General features: G+C 67.5%; 25 protein-coding genes. 11 read left to right on the top strand and 14 right to left on the bottom strand.

The window, feature by feature from the left end; genetic code table 11:
* The 10 genes from G8760_RS03195 to fbaA all read right to left on the bottom strand — a co-directional run bounded on the left by G8760_RS03195 (position 1) and on the right by fbaA (position 10,933).
* Complete coding sequence (locus G8760_RS03195) at positions 1–1,806, bottom strand: branched-chain amino acid ABC transporter ATP-binding protein/permease (RefSeq protein ID WP_207781965.1); 1,806 nt, start codon at positions 1,804–1,806, stop codon at positions 1–3.
* Positions 1,793–2,653, bottom strand: coding sequence for a branched-chain amino acid ABC transporter permease (locus tag G8760_RS03190; protein WP_166346491.1), 861 nt, complete (start codon positions 2,651–2,653; stop codon positions 1,793–1,795). The genes G8760_RS03195 and G8760_RS03190 overlap by 14 nt, the downstream gene beginning before the upstream one ends.
* A gap of 121 nt (positions 2,654–2,774) precedes the next feature.
* The gene (locus tag G8760_RS03185) at positions 2,775–3,962 is read right to left on the bottom strand and encodes an ABC transporter substrate-binding protein (protein WP_166346488.1); all 1,188 of its coding nucleotides are present in this window, start codon (positions 3,960–3,962) and stop codon (positions 2,775–2,777) included.
* A complete protein-coding gene (locus tag G8760_RS03180) occupies positions 3,959–4,363 on the bottom strand; it encodes a nuclear transport factor 2 family protein (RefSeq protein ID WP_166346485.1) in 405 nt (134 codons plus the stop codon). Before G8760_RS03180 ends, G8760_RS03185 begins: the two co-directional genes overlap by 4 nt.
* 13 nt (positions 4,364–4,376) lie before the next feature.
* A complete protein-coding gene (locus tag G8760_RS03175; protein ID WP_166346482.1) occupies positions 4,377–5,195 on the bottom strand; it encodes a MoaF C-terminal domain-containing protein in 819 nt (272 codons plus the stop codon).
* A gap of 34 nt (positions 5,196–5,229) precedes the next feature.
* Positions 5,230–6,360 carry a zinc-dependent alcohol dehydrogenase gene (locus G8760_RS03170; RefSeq protein ID WP_166346479.1) on the bottom strand — a complete coding sequence of 377 codons (1,131 nt, stop codon included), beginning with the start codon at positions 6,358–6,360 and terminating at the stop codon, positions 5,230–5,232.
* Positions 6,361–6,673: 313 nt separating this feature from the next.
* The gene (locus G8760_RS03165) at positions 6,674–7,633 is read right to left on the bottom strand and encodes an AraC-like ligand-binding domain-containing protein (protein ID WP_166347962.1); all 960 of its coding nucleotides are present in this window, start codon (positions 7,631–7,633) and stop codon (positions 6,674–6,676) included.
* A 233-nt stretch (positions 7,634–7,866) separates the two neighbouring features.
* Positions 7,867–9,153, bottom strand: a complete 1,287-nt coding sequence (locus G8760_RS03160; RefSeq protein WP_166346476.1) for an adenylosuccinate synthase — start codon at positions 9,151–9,153, stop codon at positions 7,867–7,869.
* Positions 9,154–9,485: 332 nt separating this feature from the next.
* Positions 9,486–9,899, bottom strand: coding sequence for a DUF3151 family protein (locus tag G8760_RS03155; RefSeq protein ID WP_166347959.1), 414 nt, complete (start codon positions 9,897–9,899; stop codon positions 9,486–9,488).
* Positions 9,896–10,933, bottom strand: coding sequence for a class II fructose-bisphosphate aldolase (fbaA, locus tag G8760_RS03150; protein ID WP_281355126.1), 1,038 nt, complete (start codon positions 10,931–10,933; stop codon positions 9,896–9,898). The genes G8760_RS03155 and fbaA overlap by 4 nt, the downstream gene beginning before the upstream one ends.
* Positions 10,934–11,121: 188 nt before the next feature.
* Here fbaA and G8760_RS03145 point away from each other — a divergent pair, with 188 nt between their 5' ends.
* Both G8760_RS03145 and G8760_RS03140 read left to right on the top strand, forming a co-directional pair.
* Positions 11,122–11,391, top strand: a complete 270-nt coding sequence (locus G8760_RS03145) for an HPr family phosphocarrier protein (RefSeq protein WP_166346470.1) — start codon at positions 11,122–11,124, stop codon at positions 11,389–11,391.
* Positions 11,392–11,462: 71 nt separating this feature from the next.
* Positions 11,463–12,089 (top strand): nitroreductase family protein, encoded by a 627-nt coding sequence (locus G8760_RS03140; protein WP_166346467.1) that lies wholly within the window; start codon positions 11,463–11,465, stop codon positions 12,087–12,089.
* A 41-nt stretch (positions 12,090–12,130) separates the two neighbouring features.
* On the opposite strand, the gene G8760_RS03135 is transcribed toward G8760_RS03140, so the two are convergent.
* A complete protein-coding gene (locus tag G8760_RS03135) occupies positions 12,131–12,919 on the bottom strand; it encodes a tyrosine-protein phosphatase (RefSeq protein ID WP_207781962.1) in 789 nt (262 codons plus the stop codon).
* Positions 12,920–13,075: 156 nt separating this feature from the next.
* Here G8760_RS03135 and purD point away from each other — a divergent pair, with 156 nt between their 5' ends.
* From purD to G8760_RS03110, 5 genes are all read left to right on the top strand, one after another.
* Positions 13,076–14,356: a phosphoribosylamine--glycine ligase gene (gene purD / locus G8760_RS03130; protein WP_166346461.1), complete on the top strand. Its 1,281-nt coding sequence runs from the start codon at positions 13,076–13,078 to the stop codon at positions 14,354–14,356.
* A 65-nt stretch (positions 14,357–14,421) separates the two neighbouring features.
* Positions 14,422–15,315, top strand: a complete 894-nt coding sequence (gene folP, locus G8760_RS03125; RefSeq protein WP_166347956.1) for a dihydropteroate synthase — start codon at positions 14,422–14,424, stop codon at positions 15,313–15,315.
* 118 nt (positions 15,316–15,433) lie between these two features.
* Positions 15,434–15,796 carry a dihydroneopterin aldolase gene (gene folB, locus G8760_RS03120; RefSeq protein ID WP_166346458.1) on the top strand — a complete coding sequence of 121 codons (363 nt, stop codon included), beginning with the start codon at positions 15,434–15,436 and terminating at the stop codon, positions 15,794–15,796.
* Positions 15,793–16,359, top strand: coding sequence for a 2-amino-4-hydroxy-6-hydroxymethyldihydropteridine diphosphokinase (gene folK, locus G8760_RS03115; RefSeq protein ID WP_166346455.1), 567 nt, complete (start codon positions 15,793–15,795; stop codon positions 16,357–16,359). Before folB ends, folK begins: the two co-directional genes overlap by 4 nt.
* A gap of 58 nt (positions 16,360–16,417) precedes the next feature.
* The gene (locus G8760_RS03110) at positions 16,418–16,882 is read left to right on the top strand and encodes a DUF3180 domain-containing protein (protein ID WP_166346452.1); all 465 of its coding nucleotides are present in this window, start codon (positions 16,418–16,420) and stop codon (positions 16,880–16,882) included.
* 28 nt (positions 16,883–16,910) lie between these two features.
* Here the strand turns inward: G8760_RS03110 and G8760_RS03105 are convergent, their stop codons facing one another.
* Positions 16,911–17,552, bottom strand: a complete 642-nt coding sequence (locus G8760_RS03105; protein WP_166346449.1) for a DUF1707 SHOCT-like domain-containing protein — start codon at positions 17,550–17,552, stop codon at positions 16,911–16,913.
* 93 nt (positions 17,553–17,645) lie between these two features.
* Positions 17,646–18,107: a (deoxy)nucleoside triphosphate pyrophosphohydrolase gene (locus G8760_RS03100; protein WP_166346446.1), complete on the bottom strand. Its 462-nt coding sequence runs from the start codon at positions 18,105–18,107 to the stop codon at positions 17,646–17,648.
* A gap of 188 nt (positions 18,108–18,295) precedes the next feature.
* Here G8760_RS03100 and G8760_RS03095 point away from each other — a divergent pair, with 188 nt between their 5' ends.
* The 3 genes from G8760_RS03095 to G8760_RS03085 all read left to right on the top strand — a co-directional run bounded on the left by G8760_RS03095 (position 18,296) and on the right by G8760_RS03085 (position 21,486).
* Complete coding sequence (locus tag G8760_RS03095; RefSeq protein ID WP_166346441.1) at positions 18,296–19,330, top strand: CAP domain-containing protein; 1,035 nt, start codon at positions 18,296–18,298, stop codon at positions 19,328–19,330.
* 93 nt (positions 19,331–19,423) lie between these two features.
* Positions 19,424–20,017, top strand: coding sequence for a TetR/AcrR family transcriptional regulator (locus G8760_RS03090; protein WP_166346438.1), 594 nt, complete (start codon positions 19,424–19,426; stop codon positions 20,015–20,017).
* 215 nt (positions 20,018–20,232) lie between these two features.
* The gene (locus tag G8760_RS03085) at positions 20,233–21,486 is read left to right on the top strand and encodes a DUF2786 domain-containing protein (protein WP_166346435.1); all 1,254 of its coding nucleotides are present in this window, start codon (positions 20,233–20,235) and stop codon (positions 21,484–21,486) included.
* Between the two features lie 16 nt (positions 21,487–21,502).
* Here G8760_RS03085 and G8760_RS03080 read toward each other — a convergent pair whose 3' ends face one another.
* Complete coding sequence (locus tag G8760_RS03080) at positions 21,503–22,159, bottom strand: redoxin domain-containing protein (protein WP_207781961.1); 657 nt, start codon at positions 22,157–22,159, stop codon at positions 21,503–21,505.
* Between the two features lie 270 nt (positions 22,160–22,429).
* Here G8760_RS03080 and soxR point away from each other — a divergent pair, with 270 nt between their 5' ends.
* Complete coding sequence (gene soxR / locus G8760_RS03075; protein ID WP_166346430.1) at positions 22,430–22,906, top strand: redox-sensitive transcriptional activator SoxR; 477 nt, start codon at positions 22,430–22,432, stop codon at positions 22,904–22,906.
* The last annotated feature ends 3 nt before the right edge of the window (positions 22,907–22,909 follow it).

Raw genomic sequence — 22,909 nt, 5'->3', positions numbered from 1 at the left:
TCACAGCATCTCCGTCTCGCCCATGTAGGCCTTGAGGACGGCCGGGTCGGCCAGCACGTCCGCCTGCGGGCCGCTGGCCAGCACCTCACCGAAATCGAGCACGGTGATGGTGTCGCACACGGACCGAACGAGGTCGAGGTCGTGCTCGATGAGCAGCATCGACAGTCCGAAACGGGCCGGAGCCTGGCGCAGCCGCTGGGCGAGCGCGAGGTGCTCGTCATGGGAGAGACCGGCGGCCGGTTCGTCCAGCAGCAAGATCCGCGGCTGGGCGAGCACATGCCCGGCCACCTCGACGAGCCGCCGCCGGCCGGCGTCCACGTCCGCCAGCCGGGTCCGCTCCGGCGGACATCCGAAGAAGTCGAGCACCTCGGCGATGTCCTCCGCGGCCAACCGACGCCGGGCGACGTAACGTACGTACGCACCTACCGTCAGGCCGGGCGGCACCCGGTCCTGTTGGAAGGTCCGGCGCAGGCCAAGCCGCGCCCGCCGAGTGGGGGACCGGCCCGCCATCGACACACCGTCCAGCCGGACCGTGCCGGTGGCTCGGGGCAGGAATCCACTGATCACGTCCACCAGCGTCGACTTGCCGGCCCCGTTGGGACCGATGAGGCCGACGACGGCACCCTCGGGGACGGCCAGCTGGACCCCACGTAGTGCCTGCACATGGCCGAAACTCATCGACAGGTCGTCGACCTCCAGCACCATCGACCCGCGAGCTGGCGCCGGAGACGGATGTGGGGCCGGGTCCGACGTCGGCGCCGCGTCCGACACCGACGGCGCTGCGTCCGACACCGACGGCGCTGCGTCCGACACCGTCGGCGCGACGGGCTTCGAGGCGGATCGCCGCCACAAGGCCGTCCGGATGATCATGCCGAGGTTGGTTCCGCTGGTCAGCGCCTGAACACCGAGGACACCGAAGACGACGAATCCCCAGTCTTGCGGCACCCCCCAGCGTTTGAGCAGCTCCGGCACGGCCACCCACAACACCGCTCCGAAGATCGCCATGTCGATCAGGTAGGCACCGGCCATGATCGCCAGGACGTAGAGCGCCAGCGATTGGATCGGGGTGAAGCTGGCTGGCAAAGCCAGCCCGACCTGGCCCACGACGAGGCCGCCGCTGATCCCGCCGAGAGTGGCGCTCGTGGCGAAGGCGGTCAGTTTCGAGCTGCTGACGCTTCCTCCCGCGGCGGCCGTGCCTCGTTCGGAGAAGGCGACCGACTTCCATCCGCTGCCCCACCGGCCTTGCTGCACGAAGTGCACCGCCAGGCAGCACGCCGCCAACACCAACACACACAGAATGAAGTAAGAGCGGTCGTCGCCGAACGGTCCGGGGCGGTCGACGAATCGGCCCTCGGTCGTGCCTGGGAACTGCACCTGGACGAGTGCGACGTCCACCGCCGCCGCCAGACCCAACGTCACCACTGCCAGGTTCACTCCGCGCAGGCGTAATGCGGGTAGTCCGACGAGCAGCCCTACCACCCCGGCTACCAGGCCCCCGGCCGCTAACCATAGGACGAAACCACCTGGAGCACCGGCGACGTTCAGCCCGGTGACCACCCAAGCGCCTACCGCGGCGAAGGTCAGCTGGCACAAGGCGATCATCCCGGCACTGCCGCTGACGATCCCCAGACCGAGCAGCGCTACGGCTGCCACGATGACACTGATCGCGAGGTAGACGTAATACCCCGGGAGTGCCGCGCTCAGGCCGAGGCCCGCCGCGATCGCCACCGCGGCCACCATGAACGGCCGGGCGAGCCGGGTGAGCCGTACCTGGTGTGCTGTCCATGGCCGGTCAACGAGCCGCATCCCACACCTCCTTGCGCTGGGACCACACCAGCAGGCCGACGATGAACAGGAACGGCAGGAAGTGGCGGGCAACGGACAACTGGCTCAGTTGTGCGGCCGCGCCCTGCAAGACACCCAGCACCAGACCTCCGACCACCGCGAGGTCAAGCCGGCGGAAGCCCCCGAGCAGCGCGGCGGCGGCGGCCGGGACCACGAGCATCGACAGGGCCGTCGCATCGTTGGACTGGGTCGGCGCGACGATCGCCACGACGAGTGTGCCCACGGCCCCGGTTGTCGCCCACACCGCGACACTCAAGGTGCGCGCCGGGATCCCGACCAGTTCTGCTGTGGTGGGCCGCTCGGACAACGCCCGCAGCCGGATCCCCACCGACGTCTTGGTCAACACGACGTGCGCGGACAACGCGACGAGCACCGCGACCACCACCGTGAAGATCGCCACCTGGCTGATTACTACCCCGCTGACCTGGAACGCTGGGCCCGACAACACGGGGCGGAACGGCTGCGGCCGGTTACCGAACAGGATGAAGGACAACGAGATCAGGAACAGCAGCACCGCGACGGTGACCGCCGACCGGCTCCCGGTATCCGCCTCGGGGAGCCACGTTCCGATGATGATGCCGATGAGCGCGCTGATCGAGCCGCCGATCACTACTCCCACCGCCACCGCCGGCCAGATCGGCAGGCCGGCGTCGCTGACCAGCCAGACCGCGACGTACGTGCCGAACATCCCGGTAGCGGCCTGCGCGAAATTGACTACTCGGACCAACCGCGACATCAGCGTCAAACAGACGCCCAACACGGCGTACAGGCCACCCGCGGCCAGGCCGGCTAAGGCCCCCTGAAGCATCGCCCCTCCCTCCCACCTGATTCTCGACGTCCCGCGACGCACCAACCGGGGCCCGCGGGAGCTAGTGCTCTGCGTGTGACGTCCTTGTCACACGCAGAGCACTAGGGCATACACCGCTGCACTAGTCCTCAGGAATGTGCAGCCAGTCGTCGGCCGCCAGCTCCCACTCGTTCGTGCCGCTCAGCAGCTTGACCGGGAATCCCGCGGTGTTGTCGTGGTGGGTGTCGCCCGGCCCGAAGTAGTACGGCGTGCCTACCATCGGATCCTCGATCGGATCCATGGTGTGCAGCGCTTCCCGGACCGACTCGCGAGTGATCTCACCGTCGATACCTTCGACGACCTCGATGAAGTACTTCGCGGCGAGAAAACCGCCCTGGCTGAACGACGTCAGCTCGATGTCGTTGGCGAGCATCAGGTCTCGCCACTCCTGGACCTCGGGGCTGTCGGCGTCGGTGAACGGGTAGAACTCAGCCGGAACGTAGACACCTTCGCCGGTCTCCGACACAGCGTTCGCGTAGTTCTCGCTGTACACGCTGGTCAGTAGCAGCCACGTCACGTCCGTCCACCCTTGGGCCTCGGCCGCTTTGAGCTGACCGATCGAGTCCGGTTCGATCGGGTTGATGGCCAACGCCGCGCAGCCTGCTTCCCTGGCCCGCACGATGTACGACGTGTAGTCCGACGCTCCGTACGGCACGCTGTCGTCGACGTACAGCGGCTCCTTGCCGGTAATGTCGGTCCACCGCTGAATCGCGTCCTGGTAGGCCGGCAACGTATTGCCGGCGATCTCCAGCAGCACGCAAATGTCGTCCAGCCCCAACTCCTCCGACCCATAGAGAAGGGTCATCGTCATGTCGTGGAACGGCCCCGTGTTGGCCGGCGCGATGTTGGGTGTCTGGAAGCAGTCCGGGTCCACGCCGATACCCGGCATGGAGAGGATCTCCTCCTGCACGTAGTAATCGGCGTTGATCTGGCACTCGATCAGGCTGGCCGAGCCAACCAGCGCGACGGCGCCATCACTGGCCACCACCTCGCGGGCGGCCGCCGCCGCGGCGGCTGGGTCACCTTTGTCGTCGACGACCCGGTAGTTGATCCGGTGCCCGTTGATGCCACCGTTCTCGTTGATGTCGTCGAACACCGCCTTGGCCGCCTCCGACGCCTCCGGAAAGGTGGCCGGACCACTGAGGGTGTTGACCGAGCCGACGACGATCTCCCCGCCGCCACCACCGCCGCCACCGTCGTCGCCACCACACGCCGCCAGCGTGAGCACGCCGGCCGCCGCGACCACCGTCGCGCGGACCGCGGTCTTCATGACCGCTCCGTTGATTGGTCCATCGCTGCCACGACGGTCGCGGAGTCGACGAACTGCTCGAAGCTGTCGAGTGTGCCGTCGGCGAAGCTCCACACGTGTGCCACCCGGGCGCTGAACGAGCGCCCGGTGGCCCGGTGGGTGCCGCTGTAGGTGCCAACGCCGATCACCGCGTCGCCGGCATCGTGCAACGTCTCAAGGGTGAACGTATAACCGTCCCAGTCGGCACCGATTGCCTCGAATACGTTCTTGCGGACCGCCTCCGGCCCTACGTAGGTACCCGCGTACGGGAATCCCGCGGCCTCGGTCCACCGGGTTCGCGGTGTCAGCGGCGCCAGCATCCCCTCCAGGTCGCCGCGGTCGCTGGCCGCGTAATGCGCCGCGATGACGTCGATGTTCGCCATGTTCCTCTCCCCTTCAAACCGGCTGGACGTCGGGATACTCAACCGAGCCCAGCGGATAGATGTACCCGCCACCGCGGGAGTGCTCGGGTTGGCCAGCGCCGTTGAGCCCGAGGAAGCTACCGGTGGTACGCAGCGCGTAGCCGAGGTCGTGCAGCCAGATGCTGGCCACCGGAATCCGGAACTCGCGGAAGCAGAACAGGTACAGCTCGTCCTGGAACTTCCACACCGTCGACAGGTCCATATCGCCGTGGCCGCGTTGTGCACCTTGGAGGCACTGCCAGGCGTACCGTTGCGACGAGACGTACACGTGCTCGTACAGGTGCTCCGGTGAGTACCGGTAGACGTTGCGTTTGCCGATCAGGTAACGCGATGGTCCCGGCTCCTCGCCGGTTGGTTCGCCCCCGTCGGTGACACCAGCCCAGAAGTCCTGTGTCACCTGCGGCATACCGTCGATGGGCTCCGGCTGGATAACGGTGTGTACCGCCAGGGCGCGGTGGGTGGTCGTGGAATAGACGACGGTGAGCGCGTCCCGATCGGAGCTACGCCGCGGCAGATGCACGAAGAAGACGTCATCACGGACGGCCACCGCGTCGTATGGATCCACCGTGCCGGACGGCACCTCGATCTGGCCACTGGCCTGCCAGCTGACCTCAGTGGCGTTCTGGAAGTCCAACGCCACGCTGAGGTTTCCGGTGAACGTGAGACGCACCGACGTGCCGGACAGGTCGGCGTTGGGCAGCCGATAGGTGTCGATGCCGGCGGCGAAGTCGTCATAGGCGCGCCATTCGTCCTCAGGTGCCTCGTTGAGGGCTTGGGAGCTGACTTCAGGCATGGGCGTGTGGTCCTTCCTCCATATGACGGGCGGTTCAGGAGCGGGTAAATCCGTCGGTTGACCAGGGATCCAGCACGACCTTGATGACGTCCTGATCCCGGCGTTCGATCACGTCGTAGGCAGCGGCCACATCGTCGAGGCCGAATCGGTGAGTGACCAGAGCGGCGAACGGCAGTTCGGCACGGGCGAGCAGCGTGATCGCCGGCTCGAATCCGCCTGCGGACAGGAACGACGGCAACACGTCGATTTCCCTGGTCAGCAGGTCTTCATCGGCCCGGAACGTGACGGACGCCCCGGCACCACATGCACCTGCCAGCACCACCCGCCCCCCTCGCCGGACGAGGCCCACGGCCTGTTGTTGTGCCTCTACCCTTCCGGCGGCTTCGATCACCACGTCGCACAGCCCGCCGGCATCGTCGACGAGGGCCTCCCGGACGTCGCGTTCGCGGCCGTTGATCGTGTGGTCGGCACCGAACCGGCGGGCCAGATCCAACCGGTTCTGCCTGGTTCCGACCGCGACGACCCGTCCAGCACCGGCGCTACGAGCGGCTGCCGCGGTCAGCAACCCGACCGGTCCGGGACCGATGACGGCGACCGACTCACCGGGGCGTACGCCGGCGCGGGCGATCGCGCGGTAGGCCACCGCGAGCGGCTCGGCCAGGGCGGCGACGTCCCAGGGAACGTGGTGCGGGATGTGGTGCACGATCGCCTCGGCCGGCACTGTCAGGTATTGCGCATAACCACCCCAGAGGCCGGGGGCGACGGTGCGCGGGATGTTGACCCCGTACTGGCGGCCCCGGTCGAGGCCGGCGGCCGGATCGTCGCGGTCGCAGAGGTTGTACCGGCCCTCACGACACCGCGGGCAGGAACGGCATGGCAATGACATCTCCACGGCGACGTGGTCGCCGACGCCCACCCCCCTGTCGGCGCCGGCGGCCACACCCATGGCGGCCACTTCTCCCACGAACTCGTGCCCTGGCACGAGCGGGAACGGCTCGCCGATGTGGCCGGCGAGCAGGTGGAGGTCGGTGGCGCAGATCCCGACCCGGCGCACCCGGACGAGCATGTCGCCATCGGCCGGGTCGGGTACAGGTGTCTCGTCGATCTCGATGCGGTCCGGCGCGGCGAAAAGCACGTGGCGGCTGGTGGTACGCGAGGTCGTCATCATCCCTCTCCACGAGCAGATGTTTCGGCCTACGTTCGCGCGTCGCCGGATCCGCCTCAAGAGATCGCGTGGGTCCGCGCGCTCGCCGTCAACACGTGGTCTCTCCCGGTCAACTGGGTTGTCGCCCGGCTTTGTCGACGTGTCAGGCCGGACAACCGCTGGGCCTGGGACGACACCGGCGTGCGCCCTGACAGGTCAGAACGGCACACCGCCGGTCAGGGCACGCCGCCGCACCCGTGCGGCGCAGCGAGTCGTCCGGCCTGACAACCGGGAAAGCGCGGGGGTGCGGTGTTATCGCGTTAGTGGCCGCGTCTTAGTGGCCGGCGCTGTTGCGCAACTCGCTCGGCGACTGGCCGAATGTCGCCTTGAAGACCCGGCTGAAATGCGCGGCGTCGACGAACCCCCACTTGGCTGCCACGGCGGCGACCGGCCGTTGTGCGTGAACGGGGTCGAGAAGGTCGCGCCGGCAGCGCTCCAGCCTCCGCTCCCGGATCCAACTGGAGACGGTGGTGCCCTGCTCGCGGAACAGCCCATGCAGGTGTCGGGTGGAGATGAAATGCTCCGCGGCGATCCGGCTGGGGCCTAGGTCGGTGGCGGCGAGGTTGTCGTCGATGTAGCTACGTATCTGCTGCATGAGCGCGTGGTGCGGATCGGTGGCGGTGCGCTCCAAGTCCAACTCGCTGGCAAACATGGTGGTGACCAGATCGAGCGCACTGTGGGCGAGCCGGGTTCCCATGGCGCCGTGAAGCTGGTCGAGTCCGGCGTTGAGCTGGGTCAGGAATGGGACGACAACTTTCGCGACGCCCCGGTCACCGGGGATGGGGGTCGCGGTCAACTGCCCGACCATCTCGACCGGCAGCGCGATCTGGTTCTGCGGGAACATGAGCACCATCGACCGGAAGTCTTCCTCGAACACCAGCGTGTACGGACGGCTGGTGTCGTAGATCGCCAACTGCCCTGGTCGCAGCACGGCCTGCCGGTTGTCCTGCACCAGCAGGCCCGACCCGGACAAGATGAGGCTGACCTTGTACTGTCGGCGGTCGGCCCGCTCGATGAGTTCTGGGGTGCGCTCGACGACGTGCTCGGCGGCGTTGATCTCGAACACCTGCATCGCACCGATACCGCCGGAGCGGACCCGCCCCCAGAAGGTGTCCGGCGCCCGGCTCGTCACGTTCAACGGCACGAACGACGCCGAGACGAGATTCCGGAAATCTCGAAAATCACGCACCACCGTGGTGGTAATGGGGCCGGTTCGCAGGTTTGCGCTGTTCATGCTCACGATGAACTCCGTCGTCCGGTCGCTGAATCACACTTCGTATACGATTCGTGATGACGGATAGTACCAGCCAGCGCCGGACCACACCATCACTGATCCGGTCCGCCACCGAGCAATCACGCCACCTGCCACCCGGTGATCGTTGCCGGGATCGTGTCGCCAGAGGGACGTCATTCGGCAACTATCACCGGGTAACAGCGACCCGATCCCGGCAACGATCACGGGGGAGGTCAGCGGATCAGGTCGCGCACCGGGATGATCGACTCCCGGCCGGGACCAACCCCGACAGCGGAGATCGGTGCACCGCACATCTCCTCTACCGCGTCCACATACCGACGAGCCGCGGCCGGCAGGTCGGCCAACCTGCGCGCGCCGGAGATGTCGCCGTCCCAGCCCTCGAAGTACTCGTAGATCGGCTTGGCGTGGTGGAACTCGGTCTGCGTCATCGGCATCTCGTCATGGCGGACACCGTCGACGTCATACGCCACACAGACCGGGATCGAGTCCCACCCGCTCAGCACATCGAGTTTGGTCAGGACGAAATCGGTGGTGCCGTTGATCCGTACCGCGTACCGCCCGATCACGGCATCCAACCAGCCGCACCGCCGCGGCCGGCCGGTGGTGACTCCGAACTCGCCGCCGTCCTTACGCAACCGGACCCCATCCGCACCGGTCAGCTCGGTGGGGAACGGCCCCTCGCCGACACGGGTGGTGTAGGCCTTCATCACGGTGATGACGCCGTCGATCCGGGCCGGCGGGATTCCCGCGCCAGTACACGCACCGCCGGCCGTCGGGTTGGACGACGTGACGAACGGATACGTCCCGTGATCGACGTCGAGCAACGTGGCCTGCCCGCCCTCGAGGACGACGTTGCGACCGTCGTCGAGGGCCTGGCACAGCAGCAGGCTCGTGTCGCGGACCATCGGGCGCAACCGTTCGGCATAACTCAGGAGCTCGTCGACGATCTCGTCGACGGTGACCGCGCGGCGGTTGAACACCTTGACCAGTAGTTGATTCTTCTGGACGAGGGCACCCTCGACTTTCTGCCGAAGGATCTTCTCGTCGAACAGGTCCTGGATCCGCAGGCCGACCCGGGACATCTTGTCGGCATAGGTGGGCCCAACACCGCGGCCCGTGGTGCCGATGCGGCGGCTGCCGAGGAAACGCTCCACCACTTTGTCCAGCGTGCGGTTGTACGGCGGCAGGATGTGCGCGTTGGCGCTGACGATCAGCGCCGAGGTGTCGACCCCGCGCGCTTCGAGAGCGTCGATCTCCTCGAACAGCACACCCAGATCGATGACCACGCCGTTGCCGATGACCGGCACCACGCCGGACGAGAGGATGCCTGACGGCAAGAGGTGCAGCGCATACGTCTCGCCGTCGATGACAACGGTATGGCCGGCGTTGTTGCCGCCGTTGAACTTGACGACGTAGTCGACCGAACCGGATAACAGGTCGGTCGCCTTTCCTTTGCCTTCGTCACCCCACTGGGCGCCGATAAGAACGATCGCGGGCATGACGGGGCGCTCCCCCTTCTCACGTGGAATACCGCCGACAGGAGGTTACCGGAGCGGCGGACGGCGATGAGCCGCGCCCGGGCGAACCCGAAGATCTGCTGCGGGTGTCCCCGGTATTGGGCATGATGTGGCGTAGAAGGTGTCGGAATCGCGGCAGGGGGCGATTCCGCCTACTTCTCGTAGCGGTGGGGGGCTCATGTCGTCCATCGTGACCATGGAGCCCCCCACCCCGTACGTCCGCCCCGGGGCCGGCCGCTTCGGCAGACCCCAACGCGCCACCGCGCTGATGTCCGGGGCACACATTCGTTGGCCCGTCGGGCATCCTGAACCGGTCACGACAACTCGGCCGCGGCCGAAGGACTGGAGTCGCGGAGGAACTGGGCGCACCGCTCGGCCTCGTCGGATTCACCGATCGATTCCGCGGCCCGGCCCAGGGCATGCAGCGCACGCAGGAATCCCCGGTTCGGCTCGTGCTCCCACGGAACCGGTCCATGGCCCTTCCACCCTGCCCGACGGAGTTGGTCCAGGCCGCGGTGGTATCCGGTCCGGGCGAAGGCGTAGGACGACACTACGTCGCCGGCCTCGAACGCACGGTCGGCGAGCACCGCCCACGCCAGTGACGATGACGGGTTCGACGCCGCGACGGTGGCCGGGTCGACTCCGGCGGCCAGCGCTTCGCGCGCGGCGGGTTCGTCCGGGAGTTTGGTCTCGGCCGGACCGCCGAACAGGTTCTCCCCGGTCATCAGCGCATCCTCTGGCCCGCTGAACGGAGCTGCTGGCACGCCTCGACGATACGCGCGGACATGCCGGCTTCGGCCGACTTACCCCACGCCCGGGGGTCGTAGGTCTTCTTGTTGCCAACCTCGCCGTCGATCTTCAGAACGCCGTCGTAGTTGGTGAACATGTGGTCGACGACCGGCCGGGTGAACGCGTATTGAGTGTCGGTGTCGATGTTCATCTTGATCACGCCGTAGTCCACCGCGGCCGAGATCTCCTCGGCGGTGGATCCAGAGCCGCCGTGGAAAACCAGGTTGAACGGCTTCTCCTTGCCATACTTCTGGCCGACGGTCTGCTGGATGTCGCGCAGGATGTCCGGCCGCAGCTTGACGTTACCCGGCTTGTATACGCCGTGGACGTTGCCGAACGTCAGCGCGGTCAGGTAGGTGCCCTTCTCGCCGGTGCCCAAGGCCGCGGCCGTCGCCAGGCCGTCCTCGACCGTGGTGTAGAGCTTGTCGTTGATCTCGTGGGCGACACCGTCTTCCTCGCCACCGACGACGCCGACCTCGATCTCCAACAACGTCTTGGCTTCAGCCGAGAGCGCCAGCAACTCCTCAGCCAGCTTGAGGTTCTCCTCCAGCGGCACGGCCGAGCCGTCCCACATGTGCGAGCCGAACAGTGGCTCACCACCGTTCTTCACCCGCTCGGACGAGGCGGCCAACAGCGGCTTCACCCAGTTCTCCACCGCGTCGACGGGAGCGTGGTCGGTGTGCAGGGCGATCTGCACGTCGTAGCTCTTGGCGACCTCCCGGGCGAAGGCGGCGAAGGCGATGGCGCCCCGCACCCGGTCTTTGATGGTGGGGCCGGACAGGTACTCGGCACCGCCGGTGGAAACCTGGATGATTCCGTCGCTCTCGGCCTCGGCGAACCCGCGCAGCGCGGCGTTGAGCGTCTGCGACGACGAGACGTTGATGGCGGGGTAGGCGAACGAGCCGTCCTTGGCTCGAGTGATCATCTCCGCATAGATGTCAGGGGTGGCGATCGGCATACGTGCTCCATTCACTACGAACGACTGCGACGGACGGCGGCCCGCTCTCACCCCGCAGCATCGAGAAGTGAGAAGTCTGAGTGCCAGTATCCACCGTCGGACCGGTGAAGGCGAAGCGGGCGCTCGACGCCCCGGTGTCGGCTGCCATCTGTCCGAGACGAGATACCCTCGACCTGTCAGCGTCACGACGTCGAGGGAGTATCGTGCCCGAGCGCACTACCGTTGTCGCCAGCCAATCCGGCCTGCACGCCCGCCCGGCCGCCGTGTTCGTGAAGGCTGCCGCGGAGCAGCCCACCAAGGTCACCATCCGCAAGCCGGACGGTGATCCGGTCGACGCCTCCAGCATCCTGTCCATCATGACGCTCGGCGTGGAACAGGGCGACCAAGTCATCCTCTCCGCCGAAGGCGACCACGCCGACCAAGCGTTGGACACGCTGGTAGCGCTGCTCGAACGCGACCTCGACGCCGAGTGACATCGCGGGGCACCAACCATGGGTGAACCGGTAGCTCGCGCCGCCGTGCACCATCGGAGCAGGGTGTACTCATGGAGTTGACCGACGCGATACGCCGGCGCCGGATGGTGCGCAACTACACCGACGAGCCCGTCGACCCGGCCGTCGTCGAGCGCATCCTTTCGCAGGCCCTCCATGCTCCCAGTGCCGGCTTCAGCCAGGGCTGGGCGTTTCTGCGGCTCGACTCCGCCAACGACGTCCAGCGCTTCTGGGCGGCCACCACCCCGGCCGGCGCCGGCTCCGACGCGTGGTCGGCGGGTTTACGTCGCGCCCCGGTGATCATCGTGCCGTTGTCGAGCAAAGAGGCATACATCGAGCGGTACGCCGCACCAGACAAGGGGTGGACCGATCGGGACGAGGCCCGGTGGCCGGCACCTTACTGGGACATCGACACGGGCATGGCCAGCATGCTGATGCTGCTGGCGGTCGTCGACGAAGGCCTAGGGGCGTGTTTCTTCGGGATCCCACCCGAACGGATCGATACCTTCCGGACCGAGTTTGGTATTCCCGACACGTTTAAACCGATCGGCGCCATCAGCATCGGTCACCGCGCGGCGGACCGTCGCTCGCCGTCGTTGAAGCGCGGCCGCCGCGGCCTGGCCGACGTCGTGCACCACGGCCAGTGGAACAGCGCCAGCGGCACCACCACTGCCGGGTAGTGGCCCGCGCCCGGTACCGTCGAACCGTTCATTTCAGCTGGTCAGGCGAGCAGGCGGGCCCGCATCGCGTCGGTGTCCACGTCCGTCCAGCCGTGACCGGTCAGCCACGCCATCAGCCCACCGAACTCGTCGTCGGCCAATGCCAGGAACTCCCGCATGGTTTCCGGCAGGGCGAAATGACTGCTCATCGGCCGGCTGTCGAGGTCTTCGGCATACGCGGGCCGGGTCTTGAGCCGCTCGATGATCCGCTCGATGCGGGTGTTCGAGAGCGCGTAGTCCTCGACGATCGCGTCCTCCGGTACACCCACGGCCGTGAGAGCCAGTGCCACCAGGATGCCCGTGCGATCCTTGCCGGCCGCACAGTGCGCCAGCGCGGCACCGGAGCTGGCGGAGATCACCCGTAGGGCCGAGAGCACGGCGTCGGGCCGCTGCTTGAGCGTGAGCAGGTAGAACTCGCCCGGCGGCAACCATGGCCGTTCTTCGACCTCCTCCTCCGTGCGGGCCCAGGGCAGGACGGCCTCGCCGTCCACGCCGGTGTCGCGATCCGCCTCGGCCAGCATGGAGTAGTGGTGGATGGTGACATCTGGCATCCGGACCAAGGGGCCAGGACCTTCGATCTGGAGTTCGGCGCCGCTACGGAGGTCGATGACGTCGGACAATCCGAGTGTGCCGACGAGGTGTGAGATGTCCGCCTGGGTCAGATCCTGAAGATTGTCCGCACGTAGCACCCGCCCGAACTGAGTAACGTTGCCATCGTGCGTGGGCAGCCCGCCGAGGTCGCGGACATTCACCGCTCCGGCCAGGTCGATCCATCGTCCGTTGCCCGTCACACTCACCGATCCTTCGCTGCTGATCACTGCGTCACACTCCATTGGTCTATACCCGTCACCACATCGAGCGTACCGCCTCCAATGATCATGAACACTTTCCCGGCATATAGCCCGGGAAAGTGTTCATGATCAGCGGATACAGTAGGCTCGGCGCGCGTGAGGACCCTTGTCATCGGCTCCGGCGGGCGCGAGCACGCCATCGTCCGCCGCCTACTCCACGATCCCGACGTCACCGAGGTTCATGCCGCACCCGGCAACGCCGGCATGGCCGCCGACGCCACCATCCACCAGGTCGACATCAACCGCGGCAGCGCGGTCGCCGACCTCGCTGCCAGGATCGCCGCCGACCTCGTTGTCATCGGCCCTGAGGCACCCCTGGTACACGGCGTCGCCGATGCCGTGCGGGCTCGTGAGATCCCCTGCTTCGGGCCGTCGGCCCAGGCCGCCCGGCTAGAAGGGTCCAAGGCGTTCGCCAAAGAAGTCATGGCCGCCGCCGGCGTCCCCACCGCCATGGCCGTCGTGTGCGACACCGTCGACCAGGTCGAGGCCGCCCTCGACCGCTTCGGAGCACCGTACGTGGTGAAGGACGACGGACTGGCGGCAGGCAAGGGCGTCGTCGTCACCCGTGATCGGACCATCGCGCTCGCCCACGCGAAATCGTGTGGAACGGTCGTCATCGAGGAATACCTCGACGGCCCGGAGGTGTCGCTGTTCTGCGTCACCGACGGAGAGTCCGTCGTGCCGTTCCCGCCCGCCCAAGACTTCAAACGCGCCCACGACGGCGACGCCGGCCCCAACACCGGCGGTATGGGGGCGTATTCGCCGCTGCCGTGGCTTCCGGACGACTTCGTCGACGATGTCCTCGCCCGGGTGGTCGTCCCCACCATCGACGAGATGCGCAGCCGCGGCACACCCTTCGTCGGTGCCCTCTACACCGGACTGGCCGTCACCGCTCGTGGAGTCCGCGTCGTCGAGTTCAACGCCCGGTTCGGCGACCCGGACATCCAGCCGGTCTTCGCCCGCCTCCGTTCCGGCCTGGGTGGGCTGCTGTTGGCTGCCGCCACCGGCCGGCTCGCCGAGCACCCGGGCCCGCACTGGGATCCCGCGGCCGCCGTGAGCGTCGTGCTCGCCGCGCCCGGATACCCGGAGGCACCGCGTACCGGCGACCCCCTCACCGGGCTGGACGCCGCCGCCGAACTCCCCGGCGTGGATGTCCTGCACGCGGGAACCCGGCTCGACTCCGGCGGCAGCATCGTCTCCAGCGGAGGACGCGTGTTGTCCGTCACGGCGCTCGGAGCCGACCTCGACGCCGCCCGTGACGCCGCTTACGCCGGGCTCACCAGGATCTCCCTCGATGGCGGCCACCACCGCACTGACATCGCATTGGCCGCCGCCCGGGGTGAGGTCACCGTCCCCGCGCCGCCTGATCCCAGCTGACGAAGGCCCCATGGGCTCGGTGAGCCCGGCTACTGCGGCACACTAGAACGGTGAATACAGGGCAGATGCGCGGCCGGCCGGCAGCCTACGCGGTGGGATTGCCGCAACCCCCGCGGTGCCTGGTCATGGGCGTGGTTAATGTCACGCCCGACTCGTTCTCCGACGGTGGGCTGTGGTTCGACGCGCAGGCAGCGGTCGACCACGGCCTACGGCTGGCCGCCCAGGGCGCGGACATCGTCGACGTGGGCGGCGAATCGACCCGGCCCGGTGCGCAGCGGCCACCCGTCGACGAGGAACTGCGCCGCGTTGTCCCAGTCATCCGCGAACTCGCCGCGGCAGGTGTCACCGTGTCGGTCGACACCATGCGAGCCGAGGTGGCCCGGCGAGCGCTCGAGGTAGGTGCAAGCCTCGTCAACGACGTCTCCGGCGGACTGGCCGATCCCGAACTTCTGCGCGTCGTCGCCGACGCCCACGTGCCCGTGGTGCTCATGCACTGGCGTGGACACGCCGACCATATGCAGGAACACACCAGCTACACCGACGTCGTCACCGAGTTGATGGCCGAGCTGCGGCCCCGCATCGACGCCGCTCAGCGCGCCGGGGTAGACACCGATCAGATCATCATCGACCCTGGCTTGGGCTTCGCCAAGACCTGGGAGCACAACTGGACCATTCTTAGCCGGATGCCGGAAATCGTGGCCGCCGGCTACCCGGTGCTGGTGGCCGCGTCCCGCAAGACGTTCCTCGGTGAGCTCCTCGCCGACCCGCACACCGGCGCACGCCGGCCACCAGCCCAGCGCGACGCCGCCAGCACCGCTCTCACCACGACGATCGCGCTCGATCGGGTCTGGTGCGTCAGGGTGCACGAAGTACCGGCCAACGCCGACGCGGTGGTCGTCGCCGCTCGCCTCGGCACCGAGCTAGCTCATGGACATGAACGGCCCCCGAACGAGCAGTGAATCACCACTGGCACGCCGCGCCGCTGTGGGATCACGACAAGGCGCCAATGGCGGGCGTGTCCTAATCCACTGACCCCGGGGGCAGCGCGGACACCCGCACTCCAGCTAGGGTCGTCTCGTGCCTGACCGGATTGAACTGCGTGCCATCGCCGCGTATGGACGCCATGGCTGGTTCCCGCACGAACGCGAGCAGGGCCAGCCGTTCGTTGTCGACGTCACCCTCGGTGTCGACACACGCCCGGCGGCAGCTAGTGATGAATTGTCCGATACCGTCGACTACGGCATCCTTGCCGAGCGCGTCGTCGGCGTCATCGAAGGCGAGCCGGTCAAGCTGGTCGAGACCCTTGCCCAGCGGATCGCCGACATCTGCTTGAACGACATCCGGGTGGAGGATGTCGAAGTGACCGTGCACAAACCGGAGGCGCCTACCACGGTGCCGGTCGGTGACGTGACCGTGACTATACGAAGGGCCCGCACGTGACCAACGTTCCCAATCCCAACGTCGTCGATGCCGACACGCTGACTGGCGACCTCCGTCCCTTACGGCGGGCCGCCTTCGCCCTCGGCAGCAACCTCGGCGAACGGCTGGACTTCCTCCAGGGTGCGGTCGACGCCCTCACCGACTCACCCGAGATCGTCCCGGTGGCGGTGTCCCCGGTCTACGAGACCGACCCGGTCGGTGGCCCTCCCGGGCAGCCCACGTTCCTCAATGCCGTCCTCGTCGTCGACACCACCCTCTCGCCACGGTCCATGCTGGAGCGGGCCATGGCCACCGAGGCGGCGTACGGCCGCACCCGGGACGAACCCGACGGCTCACGCACCCTGGACGTCGACGTCCTGGCCGTCGGCGATGTCACCGCCAACGACGAAGATCTCCAGGTGCCACATCCGCGCCTCGCTGGCCGCGCTTTCGTGCTAATGCCGTGGTCGGACGTGGATCCGGACTTCAACGTTCCCGGTCTCGGCCGGGTCGTCGACCTCAACTCCGCCGTGGATGCCACCGGGGTGCGCAGGACCGACGACATCCTCGAGCTACCCGCCTGATCATGATCGGCGCTCCCGGCCCGCGCCTGCCCGCCCGCTCCAGGCATCGCTGAGCTCTATGCAGAAGACCAAGCTCTCGGCCCTGGCATGGACAGCGTTGATCGCGGTTCCCATTGGCTGGTCCATCAGCCGCTTGGTGCACAACAGCACCGGTGCGCTGCCGTTGGTGCCCGCGGTGCTGCTGATCTTCATCGCGATTCTCGCCGTGATGATGTTCATCGGCGCGCGGCTGGTACGTGGCTGGATAGAGGAGCGCCGGTACGATCGGTACTTCCACCCGTTGCGGGTCGCCCGGATTCTGGCGCTGGCGAAGGCGTCGGAGTTCTTCGGCGCGGCGCTGGCCGGCGGCTACGTGGGGCTGGCGGTTTTGTCGGTGGATCACCTTGGCAGCCCGATGGGCCGCGACGCCTTGGTGCGGGCGGCCCTGATGGTCGGTGCCGCGCTGGCCGCCACGGTGACCGCGATGGCGCTGGAGCACGCCTGTCTGGTGCCTTCAGACGACGACCGCGGCACGGATACCTGACCCCCGTCGCCACCTGCGGGTGATCGGTTCAGCCGACTTGCTTGGCGAGCTTGCGGGCTTCTTTCAGCGACTTACCCCTGGCTTCCTCCGGCAGCCGCCATACAGTGCTGCCACCCATAAGATCGAACACCTGGATTCGGATACGCGGCGCCCCCGGCCGGGGCGCCCGGGAACTACCCCGCTCGTCGGTGCCACCCATGAGGCTGAAGCCGCTGACGTCGACCTCTACGGTGTCCGGCACGTAGATGTCCGACCCACCCATGATGCTCACCGCCACGATGGTGGTGTCGTCGCTTTCCAACTCGGCGTCGCGCAGGTCGACGTCGTGCCCACCCATGATCGCCACCACTCGGAGCCGTTCGGCCACCCGCCACCGGCCGCGTTTGCTGGCCCCACCCATCATCGCCACGATCCACCTGGTGACCTTGCGGTTGCTCGGTGACCGATCGGCCGGGGTGGCGACGGGGGCTGGGAGGTCGGTGGTCAACGCGGCCAGCTCGCTGCGGGTCTTGGCCTCAAAGGCCCGCGCGACCCGCTCCTCCAGCTCGGCCAGGGTCAGCCGGCCGCTCGTGGTGTGCTCGGAAAGCAACTCGACGACGTTGTCCCGCTCGGCGTCCGAGGCACGGATGCCACCGTCGTCTCCGATCTGCGGGTGTTGTGCTGTAGCCACAGCGCTAGCTTAGTTCCGCATGCCGAACACGCGCATCCACCGGTAGATGGACATATCGATCGGTGATCCTCGACGAATATCGCCGGCCACCGTTCACCTGCCGTGGACGTGACCGATGCTGGTGCTGGTGCTGGTGCTGGTGCACGACACTAGATGCCGCACGATACCAACGTCGGCCGCCAGCCACGGCACGTCGAGCCATTGGCCGGTATCGAGCCAGCGCAGTTCGTCATGATCCTGCCGTGGAGTGGGCTGCCCGCCGGAGACGACAGCCCACCACAATCGCATCACGAGTCCGGGGGCGAGCGCCCAGTACCCCGCCTTCGGCCCTGGCACTTCAGTGCCCAGGCGGACCTCGATACCCAGCTCTTCCCGCAGCTCCCGGCGTAATGCCGCCCGAGGACGCTCGCCTCGCTCCACTTTGCCGCCCGGGAACTCCCATTGACCGGCCAGCCGCGGCGGCGCGGTCCGGCGGGCAGCCAGCAACCGGCGCGGCACCGTCAGATCGTCCACGATCGCGGCGGCAACCACACAAGTCAGGTCTTGATCGGACATGTCGAATAAGGTCCTGCCATAGGGCGTCTAGCTGACGAGAATGGGACAGTCGGCCCATATGCGCCGGCCTTGATTCTCCGGTATCTTCCCATTCTTGGGTCCACGGGTAACCGCGGAAGGGTAGGGGACACGTGCAACATCGGCATCCACGCCATCGTAAAAGCTCCGAGGGTGTGCCATACGAGCCTGTGCAGACGAAGCCCACCATGGGTTCGGGCTTTCTAGCCCGGCTGCGCTTCACAGCCTCCGTAGTACTCCCGCTCACCATCGTGGTGGGTGCATACGTCGCGCTACGTGAGTACGAGCCCGGGGCGGGTGACGCGACGGCCGGACGAGGGCATGGCGGTGCCGAGGCGGCCGTCGGAGCGCTGGGACCAGATGAGCCGACCACCCCGCGGCTCGACGGCGGGCTGGTCGATGACTACCGCACACCGGGGAACCAGCCGTCCCGCTCAGCCGAACGCGATGGCTCGCTCGGCTCGCTGCTCGGCTTAGGGCTAGGTGACTTCACCCAACCCGGTGACAACGGGAGTGGGCCAGGTTCGCACACCGGCGGTGCCGGCCAGGACACATCCGGCGGATCTGGCGGGTCCGGCGGGTCCGGCGGTCCAGGCGGTCACGGGCCGCAGCCACCCAGTTCGGAGCCGACGGATCCAGTGCCGTCGGCCAGCCCGACCCCCACGGCCACCGCGACCTCGTCGCCTAGTCCTACACCGTCACCGACCGACACGCCGTCGCCGACACCCACCACTACTGACGCCTACACACCGACCCCAACCCCGACGCACACGCCGACCCCCACACCCACCACAACGCCATCACCACCACCGGACCCGCCTATTCTCACCAGTGCCGAACAGCTCCTGCTCGACACGACGAACCAGGTCCGCCGAGACGTCGGTTGCACCGACCTGCGCGCTGACCCGTACCTGACCGACGCCGCCCGCATGCACAGCACCGACATGCGTGAGCGCAGGTTCTACTCACACGTCAATCCAGCCGGCCACGGGCCTGACGACCGGGCCCAGGCGGCCGGATATCAGGCATCGGTCGAAGAGAACATCGCACGTGGATTGCTCAGCGCACGGGCCGCCGTGAACGGCTGGATGAAAGACCCCGAATCGCGGGCGAGGCTCACGAACTGCGAGTTCACCGCGATTGGGGTCGGAGCCGAACGTGGCCTGCTCAACACCTGGTGGACACAGGTGCTCGGCACCAAGTGAATCGGTCCACGCAGTGGTATCCACCGCGCGGCCCAGCCAGCTGCGGCGGTGGCGTGCCACAACACGTCGTGCTCGGCGGTACCATCACTCGCGATGAGAGCCGAGCCGAGCCGACGTGAACGCAAGAAGCTGGATGCGATGCGTCACATCCAGCGGACGGCACTCGACCTCTTCGACGAAAACGGCTACATCAACGTCACGATCGAGCGCATCGCAGCGGTCGCCGAGGTCTCACCGAGCTCCATCTATCGGTACTTTGGCACTAAGGAACAGCTCGTCTTATTCGACGAATACGACCCCATATTGTTCGACGCCCTGGAACGCGAGCTAGTCGACCACGACATCCTGACGGCCATGCAGAACGCCCTGTCCTCCAGCTTCCGGGAGCTGTTGCGGGCCGAGGAGGGCTTCATCCGCAGGCGCATGCGCTACGCGATAGGCGAACCCACGGTTCACGCGGGGATGCTGCAACAGGTCGAGGAGACCGAAATCGCGCTCCGCGAACTCTTCGCCCGTTACTCCCGGTGGAGCGCCGACGATCTAGAGCTCCGGATCGTCGCCGCGGTGCAGACGGCAGCACTCATGGCCACCCTGACGTACTGGCACGAGACTCAGTACCGAGAACCGCTCGACGAGGTGATCGACCGCACGTTCGCCCGCCTGGCCGCTGGCATTCGCCTGGATTGACCAACCCAGCGGCCACGTCGCCTCGAACTCCGTCGTCCACAGGCCCACCAAAGCGTGCCGCCCAACCCGGTGATAAGCGGGGATCTCGAGCCGATCAGGATCACGAACGCCTACCCATCGCTGAGTTATCCACAGCTCGACGAGATGGTCTTTTGCCGGCGCTCACCTCCGGACATGATGGGTCACGACCCACCCGCAACGTCAGAAAGCCATCGATGAGCGAACACCACCACGCCCGGGTCCACGACATCGTCGAGACTCTGGAACGAGCCGCCGCCCTGCACTCCCGCAACAACCTCGACGCTGCCGTCGAACTCGCCGGCCCGTTGGCCCATCATTTCGATCCCGCCGACGTCGACGCCGAGCGCCACGTCGACGCCGCGATCTCCGGCGTGCTGCGCACCTGGCTCACCCAGGTGTGGAGCCGCGGCTGGATGCCGACCGACGTCCACCAGATGGCTCGGCGACACTGCTCCGCGCTGGCGGCGGGGTTTGCCATCGATGTGATCGCCGAACACGCCGCACAGCACTCAGCGGCTGGGCTCCACCCACGATGGCGCGCCCAGCTAGACCATCTTGGCGCCCAGGCGTGGTGGCGGGCCGACCAGCCGCTGGCCGTCCAGTGGGCGGTGCGGCATCATCTCCACCGCGAGGCCATGGTCTTGGTGGTTGTCGAACTGCTCGGCCTCCTGATGAGCCTGGGCACTCTGCCGGTCATCGTCCCGCCCCCGGGGCAGGACGGCGCGGCGGGCGCACCAACCGACACCACCCCGGTCGACGAGAAGATCCTGAGTAAGGTCCGCGCCCTGCTGGCCAAGGCGGAATCGACCACGTTCCCGGAGGAAGCGGAGGCGCTATCGGCCAAGGCGCAAGACCTCATGGCTCGCCACTCCGTCGAGCGTGCCGCCGCCGAGTCGACCGGTGCTGCCAGCACCTCCGTCACGGCGTGCCGGATCTGGCTCGACGCCCCCTACATCGGTGCCAAGTCACTACTCGTCGCGGAGGTCGCCGCCGCGAACCGGTGTCGCACGGTCAGCTACGAGAGGCTCGGCTTCGTCACCGTACTGGGCGACATCACCGATCTCGAAGCCGTCGAACTGCTCGCCACGTCTCTCATGGTGCAGGCCACTCGGGCGATGCTCGACGCTGGCCGGCAGGTCACGCGGGGCGGCCAGTCGCGCACTCGCTCGTACCGGCGGTCTTTCCTCATCGCCTATGCCACCCGCATCGGCGAGCGTTTGCACGAGGTCACCACCGACACCGTGGCCGCAGCTGGCGCGGCGTTGCTCCCGGCACTCGCCCGCCGGGAACTGGCGGTCGACGATCTGTTCGCCGCCCTGTTCGGCGGCCGGGTAGCGAAACGTTCGTTCTCGGTCGGCAACGCCGCCGGCTACGGTGCCGGTCGCGCCGCCGCCGACCAGGCCGTGCTGAACCCATCTCGGCGGGCTCTGCCAGGTGCGGCATCGTGAACCGCCGCGCCGCCGTTCAGTCCAGATCGGCGACCCGCTGAGCAAGATCATCCGCGCTGAAGTTCCCACTGGCTACCGGCTCGCCGCTGGAGTCGAGCAAGACGTAGGTGCTCTGTTCGGCCACACCGTACTCCCGCCAGATGTGCCCGTCGGGGTCGGACAGGTGGGTCAACTCGCCGGTTCCGGTGTCGTCGATAAACGCTGGCATGTCGTCGGCCGCGGCCAGACCGGCGACGCCGACCACAACCACCTCGTCGGCATGCTCCGCCGCCACCGACAGCACCGTCGGCGCCTGCGCCACACACTTCGGGCACCACGGGGCCCAGAACCAGAGCACCACTGGCTGGCCGGCCAAGCTGGCACCGTCGAACGGCTCACCGTCGACGGTGGTCCCGGTGAAGTCCGGCCCGGACACCTCCGGCTGGCCCGTCGACGTGTCGTCTCCGGTGTCGTCGTCGGGTGTGTCGTCGTCGATGGCCGGATCATCCGTCGTGTCGTCGTCCGTGGGCTCGTCCGCATCGGCATCGGGGTCGGATGGGTCCTCCGGCTCGCCGACGGATTCGGTGGTCGGCTCGGACATCCCGGTCGACTCGGAGTCGTCACCCGACCCACACGCCGCGACACCCATCACCGAGACCATCACCAAGGCCGACACGATACGGCGGTTGCGCACTGCTACTCCTCATGGTCACACGTCTGATCGACTAGTCCCGGCATACCCGGCTGCGCCCAGCATGCCACCCGAGCCGGAGGGCTGGCCCTTACGAGATCCTTAACATCGCTCACCGTCACTCTCACGCTGCCGATCTGCCGGCGTACCCCAGGCCCTCGGTCCGGACGACGCACCTCTGCCCGGCCGCCCGGGCGTTGTGCGCGGACAGCCGGGAGCGGGATAGAATAGGACCTCAACCGCAGTTGAGGTCAAGTCGGGGAGCATCGGCGAGTGGACGACGGTAGAGACACACCAGCGTGGGACAAGAAGGAACTGACCGTCGGGGAGTTGTCCGCACGCAGCGGCGCCGCCGTGTCCGCTCTGCATTTCTACGAGCGCAAGGGCTTGATCAACTCCCGTCGGACCACCGGTAACCAGCGACGTTATCCGCGAGCAACGCTGCGTCGTGTCGCACTCATCCGTATCGCTCAGCGGGTGGGGGTCCCGTTGGCCGAGATCAAGAATGCTCTTGACCGCCTGCCTGACGGCCGCACCCCCACGAAAAGGGACTGGGAGAAGCTGTCCCGCACGTGGCGGACCGAGCTGGACGAGCGCATCCGCCAACTGCAACAGATCAGGGACGACTTCACCGACTGCATCGGCTGTGGCTGCCTGTCATTGAATCGCTGCTCGCTCGCGAACACCCACGACGAGTTGGCCAGCCACGGCGATGGTCCCCGCCGCCTTCTCGAGGCCGCCTCCGCCTGACCC

The organism is Phytoactinopolyspora limicola (genome assembly GCF_011320225.1).
Classification (GTDB): domain Bacteria; phylum Actinomycetota; class Actinomycetes; order Jiangellales; family Jiangellaceae; genus Phytoactinopolyspora; species Phytoactinopolyspora limicola.
Note: the sequence above shows the minus strand (reverse complement) of the source record. Positions and strands in the feature narration are given on the sequence as shown.